The sequence below is a fragment of the Burkholderia oklahomensis C6786 genome (genome assembly GCF_000959365.1).
GTDB classification, from domain to species: domain Bacteria; phylum Pseudomonadota; class Gammaproteobacteria; order Burkholderiales; family Burkholderiaceae; genus Burkholderia; species Burkholderia oklahomensis.
The window spans coordinates 167,917-187,372 of record NZ_CP009555.1; the positions used below are offsets into that span (position 1 = coordinate 167,917).

The 19,456-nt window shown below is 60.2% G+C and carries 27 protein-coding genes and 1 pseudogene; 9 read left to right on the forward strand and 19 right to left on the reverse strand.

Features of this window, described 5'->3' with window-relative positions:
- Window positions 1-3: 3 nt before the first annotated feature.
- The 4 genes from BG90_RS00685 to BG90_RS00700 form a co-directional block, all read right to left on the reverse strand.
- On the reverse strand, window positions 4-189 hold the full coding sequence (locus BG90_RS00685; protein ID WP_010121302.1) for a hypothetical protein: 186 nt from the start codon (window positions 187-189) through the stop codon (window positions 4-6).
- Window positions 186-1,898, reverse strand: coding sequence for a terminase large subunit (locus BG90_RS00690; RefSeq protein WP_010121303.1), 1,713 nt, complete (start codon window positions 1,896-1,898; stop codon window positions 186-188). Before BG90_RS00690 ends, BG90_RS00685 begins: the two co-directional genes overlap by 4 nt.
- 9 nt (window positions 1,899-1,907) lie before the next feature.
- Window positions 1,908-2,393: a phage terminase small subunit P27 family gene (locus tag BG90_RS00695; RefSeq protein WP_025990450.1), complete on the reverse strand. Its 486-nt coding sequence runs from the start codon at window positions 2,391-2,393 to the stop codon at window positions 1,908-1,910.
- A 148-nt stretch (window positions 2,394-2,541) separates the two neighbouring features.
- On the reverse strand, window positions 2,542-2,898 hold the full coding sequence (locus BG90_RS00700) for an HNH endonuclease (RefSeq protein ID WP_025990451.1): 357 nt from the start codon (window positions 2,896-2,898) through the stop codon (window positions 2,542-2,544).
- Between the two features lie 60 nt (window positions 2,899-2,958).
- Between BG90_RS00700 and BG90_RS31450 the strand changes: the two genes are divergently transcribed.
- The 6 genes and pseudogenes from BG90_RS31450 (at window position 2,959) to BG90_RS34450 (ending at window position 7,472) form a co-directional block, all read left to right on the forward strand.
- Window positions 2,959-3,216: a type II toxin-antitoxin system RelE family toxin gene (locus tag BG90_RS31450; RefSeq protein WP_004549735.1), complete on the forward strand. Its 258-nt coding sequence runs from the start codon at window positions 2,959-2,961 to the stop codon at window positions 3,214-3,216.
- Complete coding sequence (locus tag BG90_RS00705) at window positions 3,213-3,599, forward strand: helix-turn-helix domain-containing protein (RefSeq protein ID WP_004548635.1); 387 nt, start codon at window positions 3,213-3,215, stop codon at window positions 3,597-3,599. The genes BG90_RS31450 and BG90_RS00705 overlap by 4 nt, the downstream gene beginning before the upstream one ends.
- A 321-nt stretch (window positions 3,600-3,920) precedes the next feature.
- Window positions 3,921-4,448 (forward strand): annotated as a pseudogene (locus BG90_RS31460) (ATP-dependent nuclease); the annotation flags it as partial.
- Window positions 4,449-5,030: 582 nt separating this feature from the next.
- Entirely contained in the window at window positions 5,031-6,230 is a 1,200-nt protein-coding gene (locus BG90_RS00715; RefSeq protein WP_010121307.1) for a PfkB family carbohydrate kinase, read from the forward strand.
- Window positions 6,227-6,823, forward strand: a complete 597-nt coding sequence (locus tag BG90_RS00720) for a 7-cyano-7-deazaguanine synthase (protein WP_010121309.1) — start codon at window positions 6,227-6,229, stop codon at window positions 6,821-6,823. The genes BG90_RS00715 and BG90_RS00720 overlap by 4 nt, the downstream gene beginning before the upstream one ends.
- A complete protein-coding gene (locus tag BG90_RS34450; protein ID WP_157135679.1) occupies window positions 6,810-7,472 on the forward strand; it encodes a nitroreductase family protein in 663 nt (220 codons plus the stop codon). Before BG90_RS00720 ends, BG90_RS34450 begins: the two co-directional genes overlap by 14 nt.
- A gap of 15 nt (window positions 7,473-7,487) precedes the next feature.
- On the opposite strand, the gene BG90_RS00730 is transcribed toward BG90_RS34450, so the two are convergent.
- The 13 genes from BG90_RS00730 to BG90_RS00790 form a co-directional block, all read right to left on the reverse strand.
- A complete protein-coding gene (locus tag BG90_RS00730) occupies window positions 7,488-8,279 on the reverse strand; it encodes an 8-oxoguanine DNA glycosylase (protein ID WP_010121313.1) in 792 nt (263 codons plus the stop codon).
- Between the two features lie 373 nt (window positions 8,280-8,652).
- Window positions 8,653-9,300 (reverse strand): hypothetical protein, encoded by a 648-nt coding sequence (locus tag BG90_RS00735; RefSeq protein WP_010121314.1) that lies wholly within the window; start codon window positions 9,298-9,300, stop codon window positions 8,653-8,655.
- An 8-nt stretch (window positions 9,301-9,308) separates the two neighbouring features.
- A complete protein-coding gene (locus tag BG90_RS00740) occupies window positions 9,309-9,569 on the reverse strand; it encodes a hypothetical protein (RefSeq protein WP_025990452.1) in 261 nt (86 codons plus the stop codon).
- A complete protein-coding gene (locus BG90_RS00745) occupies window positions 9,545-9,853 on the reverse strand; it encodes a hypothetical protein (protein WP_124072284.1) in 309 nt (102 codons plus the stop codon). The genes BG90_RS00740 and BG90_RS00745 overlap by 25 nt, the downstream gene beginning before the upstream one ends.
- The gene (locus BG90_RS00750; protein WP_010121320.1) at window positions 9,850-10,272 is read right to left on the reverse strand and encodes a nuclease domain-containing protein; all 423 of its coding nucleotides are present in this window, start codon (window positions 10,270-10,272) and stop codon (window positions 9,850-9,852) included. The genes BG90_RS00745 and BG90_RS00750 overlap by 4 nt, the downstream gene beginning before the upstream one ends.
- Window positions 10,269-10,643 (reverse strand): hypothetical protein, encoded by a 375-nt coding sequence (locus BG90_RS00755; RefSeq protein WP_025990453.1) that lies wholly within the window; start codon window positions 10,641-10,643, stop codon window positions 10,269-10,271. The genes BG90_RS00750 and BG90_RS00755 overlap by 4 nt, the downstream gene beginning before the upstream one ends.
- Window positions 10,640-11,191, reverse strand: a complete 552-nt coding sequence (locus BG90_RS00760; protein ID WP_025990454.1) for a DUF1064 domain-containing protein — start codon at window positions 11,189-11,191, stop codon at window positions 10,640-10,642. The genes BG90_RS00755 and BG90_RS00760 overlap by 4 nt, the downstream gene beginning before the upstream one ends.
- Window positions 11,188-12,180 (reverse strand): helix-turn-helix domain-containing protein, encoded by a 993-nt coding sequence (locus BG90_RS00765; RefSeq protein ID WP_038802137.1) that lies wholly within the window; start codon window positions 12,178-12,180, stop codon window positions 11,188-11,190. Before BG90_RS00765 ends, BG90_RS00760 begins: the two co-directional genes overlap by 4 nt.
- Window positions 12,181-12,333: 153 nt before the next feature.
- Window positions 12,334-12,594, reverse strand: coding sequence for a helix-turn-helix domain-containing protein (locus tag BG90_RS00770; protein WP_010110014.1), 261 nt, complete (start codon window positions 12,592-12,594; stop codon window positions 12,334-12,336).
- A complete protein-coding gene (locus BG90_RS00775) occupies window positions 12,591-13,412 on the reverse strand; it encodes a ParB/RepB/Spo0J family partition protein (protein ID WP_010121328.1) in 822 nt (273 codons plus the stop codon). The genes BG90_RS00770 and BG90_RS00775 overlap by 4 nt, the downstream gene beginning before the upstream one ends.
- Before the next feature lie 34 nt (window positions 13,413-13,446).
- A complete protein-coding gene (locus BG90_RS00780) occupies window positions 13,447-14,409 on the reverse strand; it encodes a phosphoadenosine phosphosulfate reductase domain-containing protein (RefSeq protein WP_010121330.1) in 963 nt (320 codons plus the stop codon).
- Window positions 14,406-15,524, reverse strand: coding sequence for a DNA cytosine methyltransferase (locus tag BG90_RS31465; protein ID WP_232288984.1), 1,119 nt, complete (start codon window positions 15,522-15,524; stop codon window positions 14,406-14,408). Before BG90_RS31465 ends, BG90_RS00780 begins: the two co-directional genes overlap by 4 nt.
- 124 nt (window positions 15,525-15,648) lie before the next feature.
- On the reverse strand, window positions 15,649-16,089 hold the full coding sequence (locus tag BG90_RS00790; protein ID WP_010110021.1) for a phage regulatory CII family protein: 441 nt from the start codon (window positions 16,087-16,089) through the stop codon (window positions 15,649-15,651).
- Window positions 16,090-16,272: 183 nt separating this feature from the next.
- Between BG90_RS00790 and BG90_RS00795 the strand changes: the two genes are divergently transcribed.
- A complete protein-coding gene (locus BG90_RS00795; RefSeq protein ID WP_009901179.1) occupies window positions 16,273-16,509 on the forward strand; it encodes a hypothetical protein in 237 nt (78 codons plus the stop codon).
- A gap of 161 nt (window positions 16,510-16,670) precedes the next feature.
- Window positions 16,671-17,000, forward strand: a complete 330-nt coding sequence (locus tag BG90_RS00800; protein WP_010121335.1) for a hypothetical protein — start codon at window positions 16,671-16,673, stop codon at window positions 16,998-17,000.
- A 6-nt stretch (window positions 17,001-17,006) separates the two neighbouring features.
- Here the strand turns inward: BG90_RS00800 and BG90_RS31470 are convergent, their stop codons facing one another.
- On the reverse strand, window positions 17,007-17,321 hold the full coding sequence (locus BG90_RS31470) for a transcriptional regulator (protein WP_038801590.1): 315 nt from the start codon (window positions 17,319-17,321) through the stop codon (window positions 17,007-17,009).
- A 63-nt stretch (window positions 17,322-17,384) separates the two neighbouring features.
- Here BG90_RS31470 and BG90_RS00810 point away from each other — a divergent pair, with 63 nt between their 5' ends.
- Window positions 17,385-17,786, forward strand: coding sequence for a helix-turn-helix transcriptional regulator (locus BG90_RS00810; RefSeq protein ID WP_010110024.1), 402 nt, complete (start codon window positions 17,385-17,387; stop codon window positions 17,784-17,786).
- Between the two features lie 345 nt (window positions 17,787-18,131).
- On the opposite strand, the gene BG90_RS00820 is transcribed toward BG90_RS00810, so the two are convergent.
- Window positions 18,132-19,421, reverse strand: a complete 1,290-nt coding sequence (locus BG90_RS00820) for an MFS transporter (protein ID WP_010110026.1) — start codon at window positions 19,419-19,421, stop codon at window positions 18,132-18,134.
- Between the last annotated feature and the right edge of the window lie 35 nt (window positions 19,422-19,456).

The following is a 19,456-nucleotide window of genomic DNA, read 5'->3' on the forward strand; positions in this document are numbered from 1 at the left end:
GGGCTACTCCTTCGGCGGGACTGCACGTGCGGCGCGGGCCGCCGCCAGATCCGCCAGAAACGCCCACATCAGAAGCAGGACGCCTGCAACAATCAAACCGACCGGCAAGCTGATCAGTGCCACGCCGGTCACCAGCAACGCAAACCCGAGCAGGCCGGTCACCCAGGCCGCAATACCAATTGAATTCAAACACCCACCCCTTGATCGTAGATCGACTCGGAATCGACGCGATCGGCGAGCATTGCGCGCCCCACCGCCATGATGAGCGCCACTGCGCCGTCGATTTTGTTGTCGTTGCCTTGCTTGATTGGGCGTACCACGTCGTCGTTGCCCGGGAGGTTCTTGCCGATGACGTTGCCGATACACCACGTCATGATTGGGTTGCCGTCATGATGGAATCGGCGCGACGTAATCGCCGCCTCAAGCTCTTTCATCGGATCCGACATGTTCGTGTAGTTCTGCACGATCGTGACCGGCGTCAACCCTTCATCCTCGAGCTGGTGCGACAGGTTCGTCGCGCCATGCGGGTCGAGCGGCGTGCATTGCACCGGACACTGCTGGTTCGCATCTTTCGCTTCTTCCAGAATGTCGCGATAGTCAATCTCCGCGCCATCTGTTTCGAGCAGACAGCCCCGATTGACCCACGCCTGATACCGCTCCGCCATACGACGGTTTTCCGTGTTGCGCACGGTATCCTCGGGCACCCAGAAGCGTGGCGCCACGCAGAAGTAGTGCCGCCACCCATCGATATCGCGCCAGAAAAGGCGAGCCATGCTGTTCAAGTCAAGCTTGCGCGCCATGTCGAGCGCAAGCACGCAATCTTGCCCCTCGAACTGTTCAAGGGTCAGCGATCGGTCTTCGCACGCTTTCCAGTCTTCGAGGTTGAAATAGCCCGCCTTGGCCGACGTCCAGACGTTCAAGTGCTTCATCTTGAACGTGTTCGTGAAGCGCGCCGACTTGATCGCGCGCTGCTGCTGGCTTTCCAGATACTCCTGGTAGACCGAGATTCCGATATTCGGATTGGCTTTCGCCAGCACGCGCGGATCGGTCCAATCGTCCCCTTCGTCGATCGTCCAGATCCAGCCGAAAAGCTCGTCGTCGGGCACCGTCCCTTCGAGCATTTCGACCACTTGCCGGCGCTTGTCGTAGCATGGCCCCTCGATGTCCGCGCCCGCAGTGGTGATGATGAACATGAGCGGCTGCCTGCGCGCGCCCATGCCGGTCAGCATCGTTTCGTACAGTGCGGCGCTATCGTGCTCGTGGTACTCATCGACAATGGAGCACGATGGCGACGCGCCGTCGCCCGGGTTGCCAATCAGCGGCTCGAAGCGACTGCCGTCCTCGGGCTTGTTCATGTTCGATGCATTCACCTCAATGCCAGCCGCAACGATCAACTCAGGCGAGCGCTTCACCATCAGCCGCGCCGGGCGAAAGACCTCCCAGGCCTGCTTTTCAGTCGTCGCGCCGGCGTACACCTCGGCACCGAACTCGTCGTCCAGCACGAACATGCCGATACCGACACCCGCCGCAATGACAGATTTGCCATTCTTCCGTGGCACTTCCCAGTAGCTCTCGCGAAACCTTCGCTTTCCGGTGCGCTTGTTGAGCCAGCCGAACGTCGCCATCAGGCCGAACTTCTGCCAGGGCTCCAACGTCACGAGTTGCTTTTTGAATGCCCACTCGCCCTTCGTGTGCGGCAGCAGTTCAATCAGTGCGAGCTTTCGCTCGGCCGCCTCCGGATCGAACTTCCATCGGAAATCCTTCTTGCGGCTCGCCGCAAGGTCGTCAAGGTGGCGCTTGCACGCAAGTTGCACATACCGGCAAGCAGGGCGCTTGCCACGAACGACGTCTCGCGCGAACTTGAGCCCCTGCTCTACGCGCGGGAAATTCGTCGCCATGTCTTCCAATCATTTGCCGAGCAGCTTCGCGAAAGGGTTGTCTGGTGTCTGTGGTTTTACGCCGACCAAACGCTGCCGACTCGCTGGGTCGAGCCCCAGCATTGCGCCGAAGCTCGCCATTTGCGCCGCTGCTTCCTTCACAACGGTCGCAGCCGGATTCTTCATCGGGCTGCCTTGCGAGCTGTCGACGACAGGGCCGTTGCGAGTCAAATCGTCCTGGGCGGTTCGCCAATTGCCGTAGGCCGAACAGAAGATTTCGACGATGTGTAGGTCGGTCTCTTGCAGAATTTTCTGCTCGCACAAGCGCGGAACGACACGCTCCCACATGTCCCGCGCCTCGCCGGCAATCCAGCCCGGCGGCTCGATGTTCGTGACCAAGCCGAAATCCGGCTCGTCCTTATTCAGCACGCGTTTGCCGGGATTTCCCGCAGCGATTTTCCGTGCCGTCGGCTTGGGTTTTCTGCCCCGGCCCGGCACTGTCGCGATCCCTCCCACTGGCCAACTCCTGAATTTTTAATTTCGCGGGCGTAAAAATTCGACGAAGCGGGCGGTCCCGAAGGCAGCGCCTCTCAGACTTTTTTACCCCCCCTCCCCGCCCGGCGCATTCGCCGGGCTGGCAACGACGGGGGCAGCCGCCACCACGTCACCGCAACCGCTCGCGCGCCGTCTTCGTGGCATGACAGTCACGGCAGATCGCTTGCAGGTTCTCGTCGCGGTCTGTCCCGCCGCGCGCCTTCGAGATAACGTGGTCGACAGCAGTTGCCGGTGTCACGCGCCCGGCTTGCAGGCAGGGCTGACACAGGCCGCTGTCGCGACGCAGGATGCGCTGCCTGATCTTGTCCCACGCGGCTCCGTATCCCCGCGCATGGCGGTTGCCGCGCACCGCGTCGGGCTTCCACTTCACCGCCTCATGAGTGTGCTGCTCGCAGTACGACTTGCCGTCCGCAACAAGCGCGCCGCATCCTCGGTGCTTGCAGGGCTTCATCGGTCGTCGTGCCATCTCGCCAAAATCTCGCTAACTTTGTTTGCATTTTTGTTAGCATTTTGCTAACATGCGTTTATGCACTCAATCGAATTCACCAAACAAGCCGCCCAAGCCCTCAAGGCAATGCCGCGCAACATTTCGGCGACGATTCGGGCAAAGATCGATGCACTGGCAGTTGACCCCTACGCACCGAATCCGAACGCGAAGAAGTTGGCGGGACAGCCCGGCTACCGGCTCCGAGTTGGCGATTGGCGTGTGTTGTACGAAATCGAAGATGGCCGCGTCGTGATCGTTGTGCTGGCCGTCAAACCCCGTGGAGGTGCCTACAAATGACCGAAGTTCAATTTATCGAGCAGGACGGCCACCGGGCCTTTGCCGTGGTCCCCATCGAACTGTGGGACCGCGTGAAGGACCTGATCGAAGATCTCGAAGATGAAGCGCTCTACGCGCAGGCCAAGGCAAGCGACGACGGCCGCCGCATCCCGGCCGCTGTGCTCGATGCTGAACTGGCGGGCGATCACCCTGTTCGAGCTTGGCGCAACCATCTGCGCATGACGCAAGATGCGCTCGCCGCAGCAGCGGGGATCAGCAAGCCGTATCTCAGCCAGATCGAAACCCGGCAGCGCGTCGGCACTACCGACGTGCTGTCTAAGATCGCCAGCGCACTTGCCGTGCCCGTCGACGACTTGATCGAGCCACCGCCCGCACAGTCGTAACGCAATGTCGCTCGTCTCGTCGATCTGCGTAATGCAGTCGCATGAACGCGATGACCGCCACAGCCGCACGCACACAGTGCGGACGACGGCGGAACATCAGAACGGCCATAGCAACTCCGGGCGCGGAAATGAAAAAGCCCCGCGCGGCGAACCGGCGGGGCTTCTCGCATACAACTTGTGCAGCATGGCAAAAATCATATGCTGCTGTAACAGCGATGTCAAGAAGATATTTCAGACGCTCATGCACACCACGCTCCGAATTTTCGGGCAGCGAACCGGCGTTCGCGAATCAGTCTTCGCACAAAGAAGTTGGAGTCCGCAATGAAGATCCAATCCGCACGCATCAAGAACTTCCGCACGCTGAAAGATGTAACGATCTCCTTCGATTCCGTCACGACATTCATAGGGCCGAACGGCGCCGGGAAGTCAACTGTGCTACGGGCGCTCGACTGGTACTTTAACGGAAGGCCTGGTTCGTTGACGGAGAAGGATTACTCCTTCGGAGCGACTGATGAAGACATCGAAGTTCAGGTTACGTTCACGGACCTCACAGAAAAAGATCGGAATGAGCTCGGCAAGTACGCTCCGGCAGGTGTCACAACATTCACCGCATGGAAGCGTCGCGGCCAAGATGGTTCCGAAAGCCTGTCTGCGAACTCGAAGAGCTATGCGCCATTCAACGCCGTCCGCGGTAAGGGATCGGCTGCCGACAAGAAGGCAGTTTACAACGAACTGCGGACATCAGATTCATCGCTTGGTCTCCCGGCTTGGACAAATGTTGATGCCGTCAACCAAGCTATGACGACCTGGGAGGCTGCTCACAACGACCAACTCGTCGATGCACCAAAACCATTCCCGGGACTCGCAGATACCTTGAAATGGGTAACCATTCATTTCAGTTGACTCCTTAAGAGCTCGGCTTAAAATAGTTTTATGGCAACCCATGCCAAATTTCACCAGAAATACCAGTGATAGCTTCACTATAACAGGCGCTCATTGGCACTCAATTTACTCGAACAATTGCGACGAGTGTTTAACGTTCCATACCAACGGAAACGGGGGAAGTATGTCTGGAGGCGGTGGTGGTGGTGGTGACTGGCGGCCGGAGCCGAAGGCGCCAGTGTCGCGACAGGAAGGAGGCAATGGTGGCGGCACGCCTGGAGATCCATGTGTCATCGACGAAGTGACGTCCCTCAATTCGGTTTCCCCCGCTGCGTTGCGTAATGTGGGAGTAGGTGCCCTGCTCGACGTGATGTTTATCGCAGGCCCCCCGCAACGACTTGTCGTGCAGAATAATACGGGGCAAATCGCCGGGTCACTTACTTCCCGCTCCATGCTTCAGATTATCGAATGCATCCAGAGTGGCCGTCGGTACGTCGCAGAAGTATTGGGTATTCAGGGCGGTTCGTGTCAGGTGCGAGTGCGACTAGCATGACGCACAGCGAAATTGCCGTCGTTGGTGGCGTCTATCACGAACATTGCATCTGGCCCGAATGGGACCAAATCTTCGGTTCCGGGGGACGAGCGGCCGCCGCGCTCGTCAGCCACATCGACAAGGTGACGCTGTACACCTATGTTCGGTCGGACATTGAAACTGAGTTCAAGACGGCTGCAACGCTATACAAATTCAACCTTGTCGCAGTCCCTACTCAGACCGCCATCTCGTTCGACTATGTGCATTGCATGTCGCCCCCCGTCATCCGACCAGTTCTCTCGCGCATCCCCGCGCACGCACCAATCCAAGTGAGCGCCGATGCAGTGCTGCGTTTCGGGATGCTGGAGGGCTCGGGAAAGGTGAGCGCGAAATGGTGCGTTTACGACCCACAATCGGCCTTCCATCCGGAACCGTTCTGGGACAACGGCAGCCAAGCCGAGCACCTTGCGATTGTAGCGAACCGAAGCGAGATTACGGCGATGGCGAAAAATTCAGACCCGAAGACGGCTGCAACAAGGCTACTAGAACGCGGCGCTGAAGTCATTGTGGTCAAGTCCGGGCCGGCCGGTGCGTACGTCTATACCGCCGCCGGTGCAGAGGAACATATCCCCGCTTATCGTAGCCCTACGGTTTGGACCCTCGGCTCAGGTGATGTATTTGCCGCCATTTTTGCCGCGCAATGGGCGATACACCGGGCCAGCCCCACTGTCGCGGCTGAGTTCGCCTCTCGTGCTGTCTCACAGTATGCGGAAACGATGAGTTTGCCCGCGGTGCCTGCGCAGACGTTGTCAGAGATCCCAAACAAACCTGCCGCCACGGTCTCCGGAAAGGTCTATTTGGCCAGCCCATTCTTCAATCTTGGACAACGGTGGCTGGTGGACGAGGCTCGGCACTGCCTAACTGAACTTGGTCTGACGGTGTTCTCCCCAGTTCATGACATCGGCCGAGGTCCTGCTCATGATGTCGCACCGAAAGACATCTACGCCCTGAACTCTTGCGACCGAGTTTTCGCAATTCTCGACGGCCTCGACGCAGGCACGGTCTTCGAAGTCGGCTACGCCCGCGCGAAGAGCATCCCAGTATATGCGCTTGCCCAAGCGGTCAATTGGGAGGATCTAAAAATGGTTGTTGGCTCGGACTGCAAGATGTACCTCGACTTTGTGACGGCACTGCATCACACAGCGTGGAAGGCATGAGAACGGCACTTCTTCTGTCCGGGGGCATGGACTCGATCGCCATCGCCTACTGGGTGCGCCCGGCAGTCGGCATCACAGTAGCGTATGGCCAGCGCGCAGCTCAAGCGGAGGTTCGTGCCGCCGCTGCAGTTTGTGAAGCGCTAAACATTGAGCATCACGTGATAGACGCCGACTTGAGCACGTTGGGTAGCGGCGACATGGCTGGCCTGGCGCCCTCGACGCTCGCTCCTGTATCGGAGTGGTGGCCATTTCGCAACCAGATGTTGGTCACTCTTGCGGCGATGAGAGCCGTCGCACTCGATGTGAACAGACTCTTGATAGGTTCGCTTCGGACCGATGGTATTCACGCGGACGGCAAGCCTGAGTTCATCGCGGCTATGAGCGCAGTGCTGCAATGCCAGGAAGGCGGTATAGCACTCGAAGCTCCCGCCATCAAGCTGAGCGGCGCGGAACTCATCAAGACGTCCGGCGTACCAATCGACTTGCTTGCATGGGCCCACTCCTGTCACGTCGCGAATGAAGCCTGCGGGATATGCCGCGGCTGCAGAAAGCATTACGAGACGCTTGAGGAGCTTGGCTTTGCTCCGTACTGATGACCCGAAACCGCTAGGTGATGGTCCGTATTCGGACTACATCTGGCCGGTTGACTCGAGCACGCAGTTCGAGCCGCTCAGCGCCCCAGCGAGAAGGACATTTGTCGACGTGTTTGAGCAACGCCGTTCCACTCGCGCGCTCTCGCCTGCCCCTTTGGAGTTGACGGTCGGCGCGCTGCTTTTCGCGCTTGTGCCTCGATTCTGGAAAGAAGGGGACGTGCTGCGACGAAGCCGCCGCCCAACACTGTCGGCCGGGGCACTCCATCCAATCTCTGTGTTGCTATTCAGCGAGTCGGCCGTATTTCGCATAAATGCCGATTCGTGCATGCTCGAGAAGCTCGCGTTCACGACCGAGGTGCGGGATGCGTGGGTTAGTAAATGCCGGCGAGTACTTCCCGCAGCAAATGGAGCATTCATCACGCTTGTCGCCGACATGGCTCGTCCGATGAGCGCGTACGCGGATAGCGAGACGCTCGTTTGGCGTGACGCCGGAGCTATGCTTCAGACGCTTGCACTCGTAGCCGAGTTGTTCGGGCTCGGCTTTTGCCCCCTGGGCATACTCGGCAGCGAAGTCGTTTCAGCCCTCCCATCGGGGGGGCAGCTTCTTGCTGCCGGTGCTGCGGCAATCGGATTGCCAGCTCAAGGCTGATCGGCACGGTATCAACTAGTGCATGCTCTCGTTATCGTCCACGAAGAGCTCGAGTTGGTTGGGCTGCGCACGCGTCTTCCGCATAATGGCGGATAGGCGTCGCATGTGGTCCCACATGAGCCCATCGAGCGTAGCTGCGGAAACATCGATCGCACGCGCGAACGCGATGAAACGCGCTTCTAGTTGCCGATAGTGCGTCTCTGCCTGCCACCCCTCCGGGAATAGGCCGAGGTGTTGACCAGCCCGAAGAATGTGAATGTCAAGAATCGCAACCTCGCAATGCGGGCGGATGTTACGAACTATCCATGAAGCCGTCTTGAGGCCGATACCTGGCAATTCGTTTAACCAGTCCCGAAAAGCGATGTCATCTACGGGCGGAGTGACGCCTGCCAGTTGCTCGAGGCAGCCGCTCAAGTACCGCGCCTTCTGTCGGATAAATCTGTATTTGCGCTCGCGACCTTGGAAGATAAAAGGCTCACTCAACGCATCCTCGAGCTCCTGCGCAGTAGTGCCCGGGCGCAGCAAGTTTCTCTCTCGAACGCGCGAATAGGCAGCCAAGGCTAACTCTGCCGGCATCCCCCACCCTCCGAGCAGGCATGCAGCGACTTCCTCCTCAAGTGAGCGACCAAGCCGAAAATCGCGGAAATTACCCGATTCGGTGTGTTGCCAAGCTTGCCCGCGCCAGTAGGCTGGCGTCATCAGTTCATCGAACGCTCCCCAACGGATGCCGGGGAGCACCTCTTCATGGACGGAGGGCAAGGTCAGCTCGCGGAGCTCTCCGGCAATGTGGGCATACATGATCTGCATCTGGACTGGTGCTTGTCTGATGATTTCTTAGTGCGCAGCTAAGGAGCAACCGCGAGGCGTCGCATCATACATCAGTCCTTCCCACGGCTCGGCAGACGAACCGCTACTTGCAAGTATAGACAAAAGTACCAACCCCTTGGGTTTCGACTGTGCAGACGCCTTGAGGCTCGGCCACGACGCCATTGCCATCAATGAGCAGCCAAAGCGTCCGTCATGCAGGGGATGATCGCGGCACAACGACCGCGATGCGATGCAATACACACCAACGCAGCTGTTGAGTGAAATTGAGGTCGCCGACTATGGCCATGGTTTGTTGGAATCTGTTGCGCTGCACCGAAGCGGCGATTTTGTACCAAGCACGCCAATAATTCCGTCATGTAAATTCGACTGCTCGGAATATCAGCCCAGTCGCTTCGAAATATTGCGTAAGCCGCCCCACCGCTAGCGCCTCCACTTCTCGCAAGCGCTGCTCAATCTTTTGATATGCGCGCTTGTACGTCATATGGCTCGCGCCGAAGCTGCGCTCAAGATCGCGGAAACTGATCGTCGCCCTCGCGTGATTCGCATACAGCCGAGCGAGCAGGCAGTCGAGCGCGAGGTTCGAAATGCCGGGGAAAGACGGCTCCAGCCAACGCGAAAGTCTCTGGATCGCCTCAGCGCGCTCGGCGAGGAAGTAGAAGCGTTTCACGCCGTCGGCGTCCCGCGTATCTCCCATCTGCCCGAAACGCGCGATCACCGCCCATTTCTCGACGTCCATCAGCTTCGTGCGGACCGCGCTCACCACGGCGGCGCATTGTGCCCGCACTTCCGCCATGTTGAGCCCACTGAAGTTGACGGTTGACTCGGCGGGCGAGCCGATCAGCTGCCCTAGCCATTTGCGCTGATCCTCCGACAGCTCCGGCTCGAGCTCCATTGCGCGAATGAGTGCCGTTCGGAGCACGTTCTTCGCGCGTGGCTCGCTCGCCAGAATCAAGAACGACACGTGCAGCGCCTGGCGAGTGCTGTCGAAAATGAAATCCATATGTTGTCTCATGGAAGAACGCGAAACGGGGTGCCCCAGTACATCAGCCAGTTGATCAGGACGGTGCGGATCTCTTCGCTTCGAGGAAACCGCATTTCGATTTGGCCGTCTTCGAGCTCGACGCCCTCGAGCGGGCAGCCGGGAAAGGCAATGACGCGGTGTCCGGTGCTCGCTTCATTGCGGCGCACCGCCATCTTTGCCACGGGCTCCGCAATTTCGCCCAAGTCGAAGTAGAGATAGGCGCTCAAGACATCCCCCGCACGTCCCATTCGGCGTCGCCGCTCTCAATGAACGGGCCGAGTGTCTTCCGATACAAATTCGGGTTGATACTGCAGCGGTAGCTACCGTCGGCCTTGAGGCCAACCCGGCTCAGGATGTGGAGGATCTCGTCGGGTGGTGTGACGTCCACCCAGATGTAATCGCATTGCGTACCGTTGAAGTGCTCGGGCCTGATCAGTCGCACCGCCGGTAATACCGCCGAGTAATGCGTCGAAACCCGCCCTCGATACGTGGCTCGGAGCCCGCGAAGTGGAATGCTCACCATGAATTTCAATCCTTCCCCTCCATCAAACCCATCTTGCGCGCCCGCACCGGCGCCCATTCTCCATATGCCACTTCGAATGTGGCCTGCTTTTCCCCGCGCGACGCCGCCCCCTGATCAAGCCAGCGATGGCACCAAAAGCAACCCGGCACCGTTCGCTCGTGGCTGGCCTTGATTCCCATGCCTTTCCCGGCGTCGAGGCTGTTCTCGTGACACGGCACAACCGTTTCGTCGATCGGGTTCCGCCGACATTGCGAGGGCACCCGCAGATAACACGGCTCGCCGCGGCATGCCGCCAGATACTTCGAGCCCTCGGCAACCGTCGGTCGCTTGATCCGCTTCACGATCGCCTTCTGACGCTTCAGCGTCGCCGTTCGCGTCAGGCTGCTGAACGGCGAATGCGGCTTCCGCTTGAACCCAGTTCGTTTCATTGATGCCGGCTGCTTTGCTCGCGTGACGCGCACGAACGGATCATTCGATCAACGGCGAGTACCGCGTGCGCGATCGCTGCGCTGCGTTCTCGGTGTTGCTCAGCCGCTCGCTTCAAGATGCGCTCCTGCGGCGACTCCGTCGGCGACGGAAGATCCTTGAGCACGCAGCGGTACGTGACGGGACGCGAGCCTTCGATCCGTTCAACGCACTTCTTGCCGAGGAGGTTTCGTATGCGCCCCTTCACGGTATCGGTCGTCATCGATGCTTCGTATGCGATCTGCTCAATCGTCAGTCCGCGGCGCCCGGCCTTCCGCTTCAAGCAATCGCAGATCAACCAGTTACCCGAACTCAAGCTCACTGCCTTCTTCACTCGACCTCCTGAATCGTGATGCCGTGCTCTCGGAGCATCAGCTTTCGTTTAATGACGTAGTCCTTGTTCTTCCGCGTGATGACCGACTTCACATCCTCGACAACAAGCTCGCCCGCGGAATTGCGATAGGTGAAGTCGGCGACGTATTCGACGGCTCGCTCGATCGAGCCGTCCGAGCGCCGCTGACACGCGATCAGCTCGAACTCCACCTGAAGACGAAGCTCGCTGATGTGGCCTGCCTCCTGTTGCCGGCTCAATTCGAACCACCGTGAACGCTCGCGCTTGCTGTCGAACTTGATGCCGTCGTACTCGCACTTCGTGTTGCGGTACTTCGAGCGCTTCGCCGTCATTGCTGGCGGGAAGATCGGCCTGTCGAGGTCGCCTGAAGCGATCTCGTCGAATTCCGAATTCGGTTGATTGCCCGTGCGGCGCGTCAATTCGCGCTCGGCGAAGCTGCGGCCGATGGCTCGGTCGTCGCGCACGCGTGCCGTGCCAACCATCGCCGTACCCTCGGGAACAACCAGCGGCCAAGAAGTACGCTTCGTCACGTCGCCTCCTGATCGCGCGGGATGTCGTTGAAGTACCGGTAGAGCTGCTCGTAGGTCGCGTTCCCAAAGCGGGCAGCCTCGCGGAGCATTTCCTCCATCGCCTCGCCGGGCCCGTCCGCCTTGACGACGCGCGCCTTGAAACGCATGAACACTTCGCCGTCGCGCTGCTCGATGCCCAGTTGCTTGCCGCGGTCAGTGACGCCCTGCGCGCTCTTGTGCCAGTCGGAAGGAACGTCCTGCCCGCTCGTCGCCGTGCTGTCCGGCTTCACCGGGAACAGCCCCGTCCAGCCGCGCAGCACCGCTTCGTCGATGCAGTCCGCCGGGGCGTGCCCAAGCTCTCTCAGCTTCTCGAGGCGGCGCAGCGACACCTTCGCCGCCGGGCGCGTCCACGGCGCCGACTTCTCCGACGCCTTCGCCTCGCGGTGCTCGCACCAGTCGAGCCACGCGTCAACGGGCAACCACTCGGGCAGTTCGATCGATCGCAGCTCGCCATGTAACGCAACTCGCGGCGCACGCCGCGCGGGTTGATGGTTCTCTGATGGTTCTATGACGGTTCCTGATGATTCGGGTGCAAAAGCTTTGCACCCTTTAGTGCTGTGATTTGCACCCTTTATGTCGCCAGTTGCACCCTTTACGTCGTCGTTTGCACCCTTTCCATTGGGTGCATTTTTTGCACCCTTTGAACCCGACGAAATGGGCGCAAGTTCTGCACCGTTTATCCAGTCCGGATTGATTCGGTATTCGCGCGTGTTCCCACGCCCGCCCTTCGATTCGCTCACGAGAATCAGCCAGCCGGACTGCTGCATCCGGCGAAGCTGGTACTGCACCGCACGCGGCGATTGGCGCGTCTTCGCAGCCAGCTTGTCGACGCTCGGATAGATGTGTGTGCCGTCGTCGTGCGAATGGTCCGCGAGTGCCAGCGCGAGAATCATCTCGCCGCCGCCCTCGGGATAGCGCTCGAACACCGCGTTCATAACCTTGACGCTCATAGGCTCCTCAGTGCCCGCACGGCAGCTCGCCGCGAGCGTCAGTCTTTGCGCCACACGACAAACACATGCGCTCGGTAGCCACGCGAGCCGTTACTGCGTCGGGCGTCATTTCGCCGGCGTGCGCCGGGCCTGCTTCTTGGACGTCGGTCGGATTCAAGACGTCCTCCCGAGAGTCAAGCGATAGGCGCTCGGCTGGCCGGGCCGGCGCGTAACGCGCAGCACGCCGGCTTCCTCCAATGCGCGGAGGGCGGACGACACCGTGACGCGCGTAACGCTCGCAAACTCGGCAATGTCGTCGATTGACGGATCGCAATTCCCCTTCTCATCGGCCAACCGCGCCAGAAAGATCAGGATCACCTTGGCCGTCGGCGGGAGCTGCTCGCGCATAGCGCGGTTGAGGTACTCGAAACTCATTCGGCGGCCTCCTGTGCGCTTTCCGCGTCATCGATGCCGAGCACCCACCGCAGCGCCGCCAAGCGCTCGCCCGTCGCCTCCGTGAGCGCCGCCTCGATCTGCTTACGCGAGCGCACGCGTGCCGCCGTACCGCCGAGCACGGCCTTCTGCGCACGCGAACGCGCGTGCCCTTCCTTGCCTTCCGCCGCGTCGATCAGCGCCTGAACCTTCGCGCGTTGCTCGTCCGGAGGCAGCTTCGCGAGCTTCAGCGCGTGCGACACCGTGATCTGTTCCGCTTCGACGGCGTCGCGCACCGCCATGCAGCAGTCGAGCAACTTCAACGCGGCACGCACAGTCGGCACCTCGACACCGAACGCGACAGCGATTGCGTCCTCGGTATGGCCGACGTCGAGCATGCGGGCCATCTTCTCGGCCCGGTTGATCGGTGAGTCCTCTTCGCGGATCTCGTTCGTGCTGACCATCATTCCGACGAACGACTTGTCGCTGTCGCGCATGACGCGTTTCGGGATCGCCGGGATCGTGATCGGCTCTTCGCCTGCCTCGATCAGCAGGCGATTCAGCTCGCGCGCGTTGATCACGCGGCGGCGGCCGTCGATCACGAGGTTCTCGCCCGTCTCCGGGTCTTTGTAGAAGAGCACCGGCTCGAGCACGCCTTGCGCGCGGTAGTTCCGAACCGTCTTCGAGTTCGGCGCCTGATGTACACGCCGGTCGTACAGCGGGTGCTTCGGGTCCGTGACGAGCGTCAGCTTGTCCGGGTCCATCGAAAGGACGTTGCCCTTGCCTGATGCCCCGTAGACGTCGATTGAGTTTTTGGCCATCAATGGCTCCTATTGAGATAGTTTGTGAATGGAGCTATTCGCAAAGCCCGTATGCGGACGAGCACGCCGTCGCCGGCTCCGCGTCCGCGAGAAGGTCGTATTGCCGGCCGCCGCGTGTAGTCTTCGACCACTCGACGACCTGCCAGATGTTTCCACGCTCGCGCGCCGTGTCCGTCTCGCCAGGGGCCGGGAAGAAGGTCGAGTTGCCGCGCTTTGACGCATCCGAAACGATGCCTTCCCACTCGGCGATCATCTCGATGTGGTCGCGGTCGCGCAGATCCCACTGCCGGATCTCGTCTTTACCAGCATTGATGCAGAGGCATCCGACGCGCTTGCGACCTTGCAGGTAGAGCGGGTTCGGCCTGATACCAGCTACGCGGTGCGCTTCGAATATGGATTCGGCCGTCCAACGCAACACTGGCCGATAGATGGACAGGCCGCCCCCGACCTCCTCGAACGATCGCACGCATGCTCCAGTGCCCTGCAGGCGGTTCCGGCGCGCCTCGCTCTCCTCGATACGGACACCCTGCCACGACCATACGGCCATACCCGTCTCATCGATCAGGTTCAGCGCGTACTCGTTCAGAGGCTCGGTCTTGAGGAAGTGCGTGCAGAACTGAGCCATGCGGCTCGGGAAGCGGCCTTTGATGATGCAAAGGTCGAGGAAGGGGATGCCGGTCGGGCCGCGCTCGAACACGGCTAAGGCGCGCAGGACAACGTCCTCAGGAACGCCCTTCTCCGGCCACTTGTCGCGAACGTAGTCGCGCCGATGCCACCACTCGGGCGTGAAGTCGCGCTTGAGGCGCACCACCGAGATCGACAGGGCGTCTTCGAGATAGTCGACGTATTCGTAGGTGAGACGGTGCTCGTTGCCCGTATCCGCCATCGCAGCTCGGACGTTCTCGCGGCCGTGCAGCTCGAGCGCGACGAGCAGCGTCGCGGTGCTGTCCTTGCCGCCGGAAAGCGAAACGACGTGGAGGGTTGGACGTTCGTTCATCCGATCACCCCTCGACACGCGTCAATCCACGCGACCGCCGCTTCCGCGTTGATCGCGTTGCCGTAGGCGCGCAGTCGTCCCACTCGCGCGGGAGTCCCATAAGCCAGCGGGAATGTGCCGGGTTCAACTGGCCGCCACTTTCCATCCCGGCAGAGGAGCCAGTCAGCATCTCGCCAGAAGCCGTTAGTCGGGCCGGCTGGCTCGATTCGCTCGAAGCCGTCAGGTAGGCCATCGCCGCTAGATCCGCTCCGTGCGAGCGCATCGCTTCGCGAATGCCGCCTTCCGTTGACCGCACGCCCTTGTCCGCGAGTGCCGCGGTCGGTGTCGGCCAACCCGCGAATTGCGCCACGTGATTCAGGCTCACCGCGACCTTGCGGCCGTCTGGTGTCTTGCCTGTCGAACTCAGCCCCTCGAACGATTGCGAGCCCATCGCGTTGCCCACCGTCGGGGTCGGCCACCCGGCAAGTTGAACTTGGTGATCGAGCGTCGTCACCGATTGCCCGCACGACAGGCCCACTTTCCTCGCAAGCTGAACTTGGTGATCGAGCGTCGTCACCGATTGCCCGCACGACAGGCCCACTTTCCTCGCAAGCGCTTGCTCCGGCGTGCCGCCCGGTGCCGAGGCGTTCGGCGTGCCCCATCCGGCTAGCCAAGCCACTCGACCGAGCAGCGCGTTCAGCGGCACGTTCGCGCATTCCGCGCCGTCCTTGTGATCGCGCGTGGTTGGCGTAGGCCATCCAGTACGCGCGATCCCGGATGTGCGGAGCACCGACGCCCGCAGACGGGAACGGGACACACCCATAGGCGTAGTCCAACGCTTCCACGTCAGCTTGAACAAGGTCGATCCAAGGGTCGACAGCCGAGCTCGCAACCTGCTCTCCAAGGATGATTGCAGGGCGGCGCTCGCCGATGAGCCAGTACCACGCAGGCCAGAGATGCCGCTCGTCATCAAACCCAAGTCCTTTGCCTGCCGCGCTGAAAGGTTGGCAAGGACAGGAACCGGTCCAAACAGGTCGATCGTCGGGCCATCCGGCGCGACGGAGCGCGTAGGACCAGACGCCGACGCCGGCGAAGAAATGGCACTGGGCGTAGCCGCGCAGGTCGTCGGGATGCACGTCGCGGATGTCGCGCTCGTCGACGTCACCAGGCGCAATGTGACCGGCGGCGATGAGGTTTCGCAGCCATGCGGCGGCGACTGGATCGTGCTCGTTGTAGTAGGCGACACTCAAGCGCTCCCCACTACTCGGCCATGCCGCGCAGCCGCGCGGAGATGTCAAGAAGCACCTGCGCGTGCTTGAAGATTCGGTGATCCACGCGCTCGATCTCGTGCCGCTCGACGCGCCCGTCTTCGAGCGTCTTAACGATCTCCTGCCCGACGTCGCCATGCGTCGACCACGCCTTGCCCATCAGTTCGACGATCGCGGCGTCGCAGCAGTCCACAGCGCTCGGCAACTTCACGAGCGCATAACCCCGCGCCGTAGCCCACGCTTCGAGCATCCGATCGTCGTCGGTCACGTCCGTCGCGCGAACCGCGTCAGCGAGCCCGAGGTGATGCGTAGCGTTGTTTGGGTTCACCTTGTTCCGCAGCACCGCCGCCGACATACCAAGACGCGGCGCGAGCGACTCACTGCCGCCCGGGTAATCGTGAACAACCGCGTATGCGGCGTCGATGATGTTCATTCAATCCTCATCTGAACGTTGTTCGTCACAGTAAGGACTACTAAAGTGTGTCCCTATGACGTGAACGAAATTTCAACTTCCTCGACCACGCCATGCAGGCGCGATCTACTGCATTGGGCGAGGGTCCCGGACTTTCGTCTTAGAATTGGCAGCTCTCAAACAACCACTTCTCTACGGGCCCTCATGGAAGTTCCAAACCACGAACTCGAAATTCTTGCTAACCGCGTCCTCATTCAAACGATCATTGCGGCACTCGAAGTGGCGCATCCCGGCTCCGAGGCAACGATCAAACGGCTAATTGAGAAATTCACTCAGGTCGACGGCCTAGACCCATTGAGCGAAAAGATTGCCGAGATTGCTTTGCGGGTCGTCTCTAACGAGCCCGAGAAACCAGCTCTGACGCTCGTAAAGTCCGACTAAGCTTTTTGGTCAATGCGGCGATGTCCGGCTCGCGTTCCGCACGATGTGCTTCGATCGCCGGCCGGATCAGCCACAGGACGAAACGCGCGTACATGCGCTTCATGAAATCTCCTTTTGTTGAGCACTCGCCATCTGATTGCCATCCATAGGATATCGTTAACTTGAATAAGATAAAACCGGCACCGCTCACGCAGCACGACCTCGATCACCACCGCCTCAGAATCCAGGTCCTCGCCCTACAGCAAATCGTCTTGCGACTACTCGTCCAACGATCGTTCGAGGAAGTCGACGGCGATCCGAAGGAAACGCGCGAGCTCGCGCCCTTGCGCCTGCGTGAAGCGCTTCAGGGGCTAGAGCCGGAACCCGGTACTTCGGAATGGCATCCAGCCGAAGCGGCCGCGTTCGACGACGAACACCGCAAAGTACTCGCCGACCTGTACAAGCACCTTGAGGTTGTGCTCGCCGACCTGCTTCCGACAGAAGAAGGCTGACCGGCATCACGCCGTTGCCTCCTTCTGTAGAGATAGGTTCGCGTCACCACGCAATAACCGTTGGCGCAGAACTGCCCATCCTTGATAGTCCGGCCGAAGCGTTTCGCAGATGACGCGCGAATCGCCAACGGCGCGCTCGATAAATGGGCAAGCTTCGATCGACGCACGACGATCCCGCTTGATCCAATTGCGGACTGCTTGCGGCGATACGCCGACCCTCCTCGCGAAGTCGGCTTGCGAGCCACAGAGGTCGACTGCGAGGGACAACGTTTCGAATGGTGAGAGTTGCGACGAAGTGTTCATGCGCGAACGATAAACCATAGTTTATCGACAGTCAACTCTCGTTTATTGAACAAATATACAATTGTTTATAGAGTCCGGCTCATGGCACTCGGAAAGAACGTCGCACGACTACGCACCCTGACGGGCGAGACCCGTCCGGACCTTGCACGCGCGATCGGCATCGAATCACAGCAGCCGATCTACGCGCTGGAATCGCGCGACAGCAGCCGGTCGGATCTGGCACCGAAGCTGGCAAAGCACTTCCAAATTGATTTGAACGTGTTGCTCGAAGACGATTTGACGCATCTCGACAACGCGGGTCTTGACGCGCTTCGCCGATCGCGAAAGCCTCCCCCTGGATCGGGGAAGAAAGTGAAGATTCAGGAGCAGTTTGAAGCGGCGCCCGAGCCGATACAACAGGCGGTCCGCGACCTCCTCGATCTGCCCATTGCGGACGCCGAAAAGGTCGCAGCCCTGATAGCCGCATTTCGCGGCAGTCGTTAGTGAACGTCTTGCAAAGTTTGCGCTATTGACTCGACGGCGTCGTCTATGTCAACACAGACGTCCCCGGCAATCCAATTTCCACACCGTGCGAGATCACGCGCTATGCGCGCTTGATCTGATCGCTCAGACAGCGCATCGATCGCAGAGAAGATCGCTTGTAAGTGACGAATTCTCTCTGCCGCGAGTAGCCCGAGATCCTTTGCCATAAGGCTCACAGACTGCAGCGCTCCCGCGGCAAACTCCTTGCTGTATTTCTTCAAGTTGCCACCTCGTAGGTCAGATTGAACGCGCTCGCAAGGTCGACGCCTCCCAGGATCTTTCATGGAGAGGCGCGCCCAATCGTCATTACTTCCTGCGAGGCTGCCAGAGAGAGACAGCAATCAAGCTCACGATGGCCGTTGCGATTACATAGAATGCCGGCGCAAGATTGTTGTGCGTCGTCGCGATCGCCCAGGTGATGATCGCGGCAGAGAATCCGCCGAACGTGATCACGGCAAGGTTGTACGAAATCGAAATCCCCGTCGACAACACGCCATCCGGGAACATGTCGCTGAGCGCCGCAAGAATCGGCCCCTCGTAGCCCGCGATCACGAGCCCAAACACGACCTGGAAGAGAAGCAGCGATTGTAGGCCGGGCTTGGCATTCAGCAGCGCAAACAACGGGTAGGCAGCGAGAATCGCAACAATCAGCGCCCCCGCAAGAAACCAGCGCCGCCCGAATCGATCGGAAAGGTGTCCAACGACGGGCGTAATGAACAAGACAATCGACGCGCCCACGAGCACCGCGATAAAACCCGTCGACGAAGCAAGCTTCAGAACCTTCGTTGCGTAGGTCGGGATGTAGAACAGCAAAACATAAGAGCACACCGTCCAGAAGACAACCAGACCGAATCCAACCAGTGCCTCACGAGAAAAGCTCCTGACAACCTCGACTACTGGAGCGTGCCCTCCCTCGCGCCCGTCAGCATGGACGCCGGGTTCATTTAGCCTGCTGCGGATGTAGATGCCAACTGGGCCGAGCCCGAGCCCAAGCAGAAAGGGAATACGCCAACCCCAAGACTCAATCTGATGCTGATCGAGGCACTTCACGATAAACACCGCGAGAACAGACGCAAGGATAATCGCGAAGCCGATACTCGCCTGAATCCAACTCGTGTAGTAGCCGTGTCGCTCAGCAGGCACGCGCTCCCGAAGGTACGCTGTCGCGCCTCCCATCTCACCGCCAGCCGAGAACCCCTGTAGCAAACGCGCGACGACGATCATCAATGGCGCACCGAGCCCGGCGTCGTTGTATGTCGGCGCGAAGCCGATCATCGCTGTCCCGACAGTCATCAGAGCAATAGTGACGGTAAGCGCCGTGCGGCGCCCTACTTTGTCTGCAATTCCGCCGATTACGATGCCACCAACAGGGCGCATAAAGAAACCCACACCGATCGTGGATACCGACAGCAGTAAGGAAAGGTTATCGTCGGTAGATGGGAAAAACAGTTTCGCGATAATGACGGAAAAGAAACTGTACGAAATGAAGTCGAACCACTCGAAACCATTGCCAACGATGACGGCAATGACCGCCCTCATATGTGCGTCGGCGCCCGCGCCCCGCGTGGCCCCACGCGCGTACGTTGATGATTGCATTTTTTCGTGCCCTCGGATTTTTGAGTTATTACGAT

Bases quoted from the DNA above. Each gene is read 5' to 3' on its own strand.
- BG90_RS31450 (WP_004549735.1), top strand. From the start codon at position 2,959: ATGCACTCAATCGAATTCACCAAACAAGCCGCCCAAGCCCTCAAGGCA.
- BG90_RS00690 (WP_010121303.1), bottom strand. From the start codon at position 1,898: ATGGCGACGAATTTCCCGCGCGTAGAGCAGGGGCTCAAGTTCGCGCGA.
- BG90_RS00810 (WP_010110024.1), top strand. From the start codon at position 17,385: ATGGCACTCGGAAAGAACGTCGCACGACTACGCACCCTGACGGGCGAG.
- BG90_RS31470 (WP_038801590.1), bottom strand. From the start codon at position 17,321: ATGGTTTATCGTTCGCGCATGAACACTTCGTCGCAACTCTCACCATTC.
- BG90_RS00820 (WP_010110026.1), bottom strand. From the start codon at position 19,421: ATGCAATCATCAACGTACGCGCGTGGGGCCACGCGGGGCGCGGGCGCC.
- BG90_RS00715 (WP_010121307.1), top strand. From the start codon at position 5,031: ATGACGCACAGCGAAATTGCCGTCGTTGGTGGCGTCTATCACGAACAT.
- BG90_RS00765 (WP_038802137.1), bottom strand. From the start codon at position 12,180: ATGAGCGTCAAGGTTATGAACGCGGTGTTCGAGCGCTATCCCGAGGGC.
- BG90_RS00705 (WP_004548635.1), top strand. From the start codon at position 3,213: ATGACCGAAGTTCAATTTATCGAGCAGGACGGCCACCGGGCCTTTGCC.
- BG90_RS00750 (WP_010121320.1), bottom strand. From the start codon at position 10,272: ATGAAACGAACTGGGTTCAAGCGGAAGCCGCATTCGCCGTTCAGCAGC.
- BG90_RS00740 (WP_025990452.1), bottom strand. From the start codon at position 9,569: ATGGGACGTGCGGGGGATGTCTTGAGCGCCTATCTCTACTTCGACTTG.
- BG90_RS00790 (WP_010110021.1), bottom strand. From the start codon at position 16,089: ATGAACATCATCGACGCCGCATACGCGGTTGTTCACGATTACCCGGGC.
- BG90_RS00735 (WP_010121314.1), bottom strand. From the start codon at position 9,300: ATGGATTTCATTTTCGACAGCACTCGCCAGGCGCTGCACGTGTCGTTC.
- BG90_RS00730 (WP_010121313.1), bottom strand. From the start codon at position 8,279: ATGCAGATCATGTATGCCCACATTGCCGGAGAGCTCCGCGAGCTGACC.
- BG90_RS00700 (WP_025990451.1), bottom strand. From the start codon at position 2,898: ATGGCACGACGACCGATGAAGCCCTGCAAGCACCGAGGATGCGGCGCG.
- BG90_RS00795 (WP_009901179.1), top strand. From the start codon at position 16,273: ATGGAAGTTCCAAACCACGAACTCGAAATTCTTGCTAACCGCGTCCTC.
- BG90_RS00775 (WP_010121328.1), bottom strand. From the start codon at position 13,412: ATGGCCAAAAACTCAATCGACGTCTACGGGGCATCAGGCAAGGGCAAC.
- BG90_RS00720 (WP_010121309.1), top strand. From the start codon at position 6,227: ATGAGAACGGCACTTCTTCTGTCCGGGGGCATGGACTCGATCGCCATC.
- BG90_RS00770 (WP_010110014.1), bottom strand. From the start codon at position 12,594: ATGAGTTTCGAGTACCTCAACCGCGCTATGCGCGAGCAGCTCCCGCCG.
- BG90_RS00780 (WP_010121330.1), bottom strand. From the start codon at position 14,409: ATGAACGAACGTCCAACCCTCCACGTCGTTTCGCTTTCCGGCGGCAAG.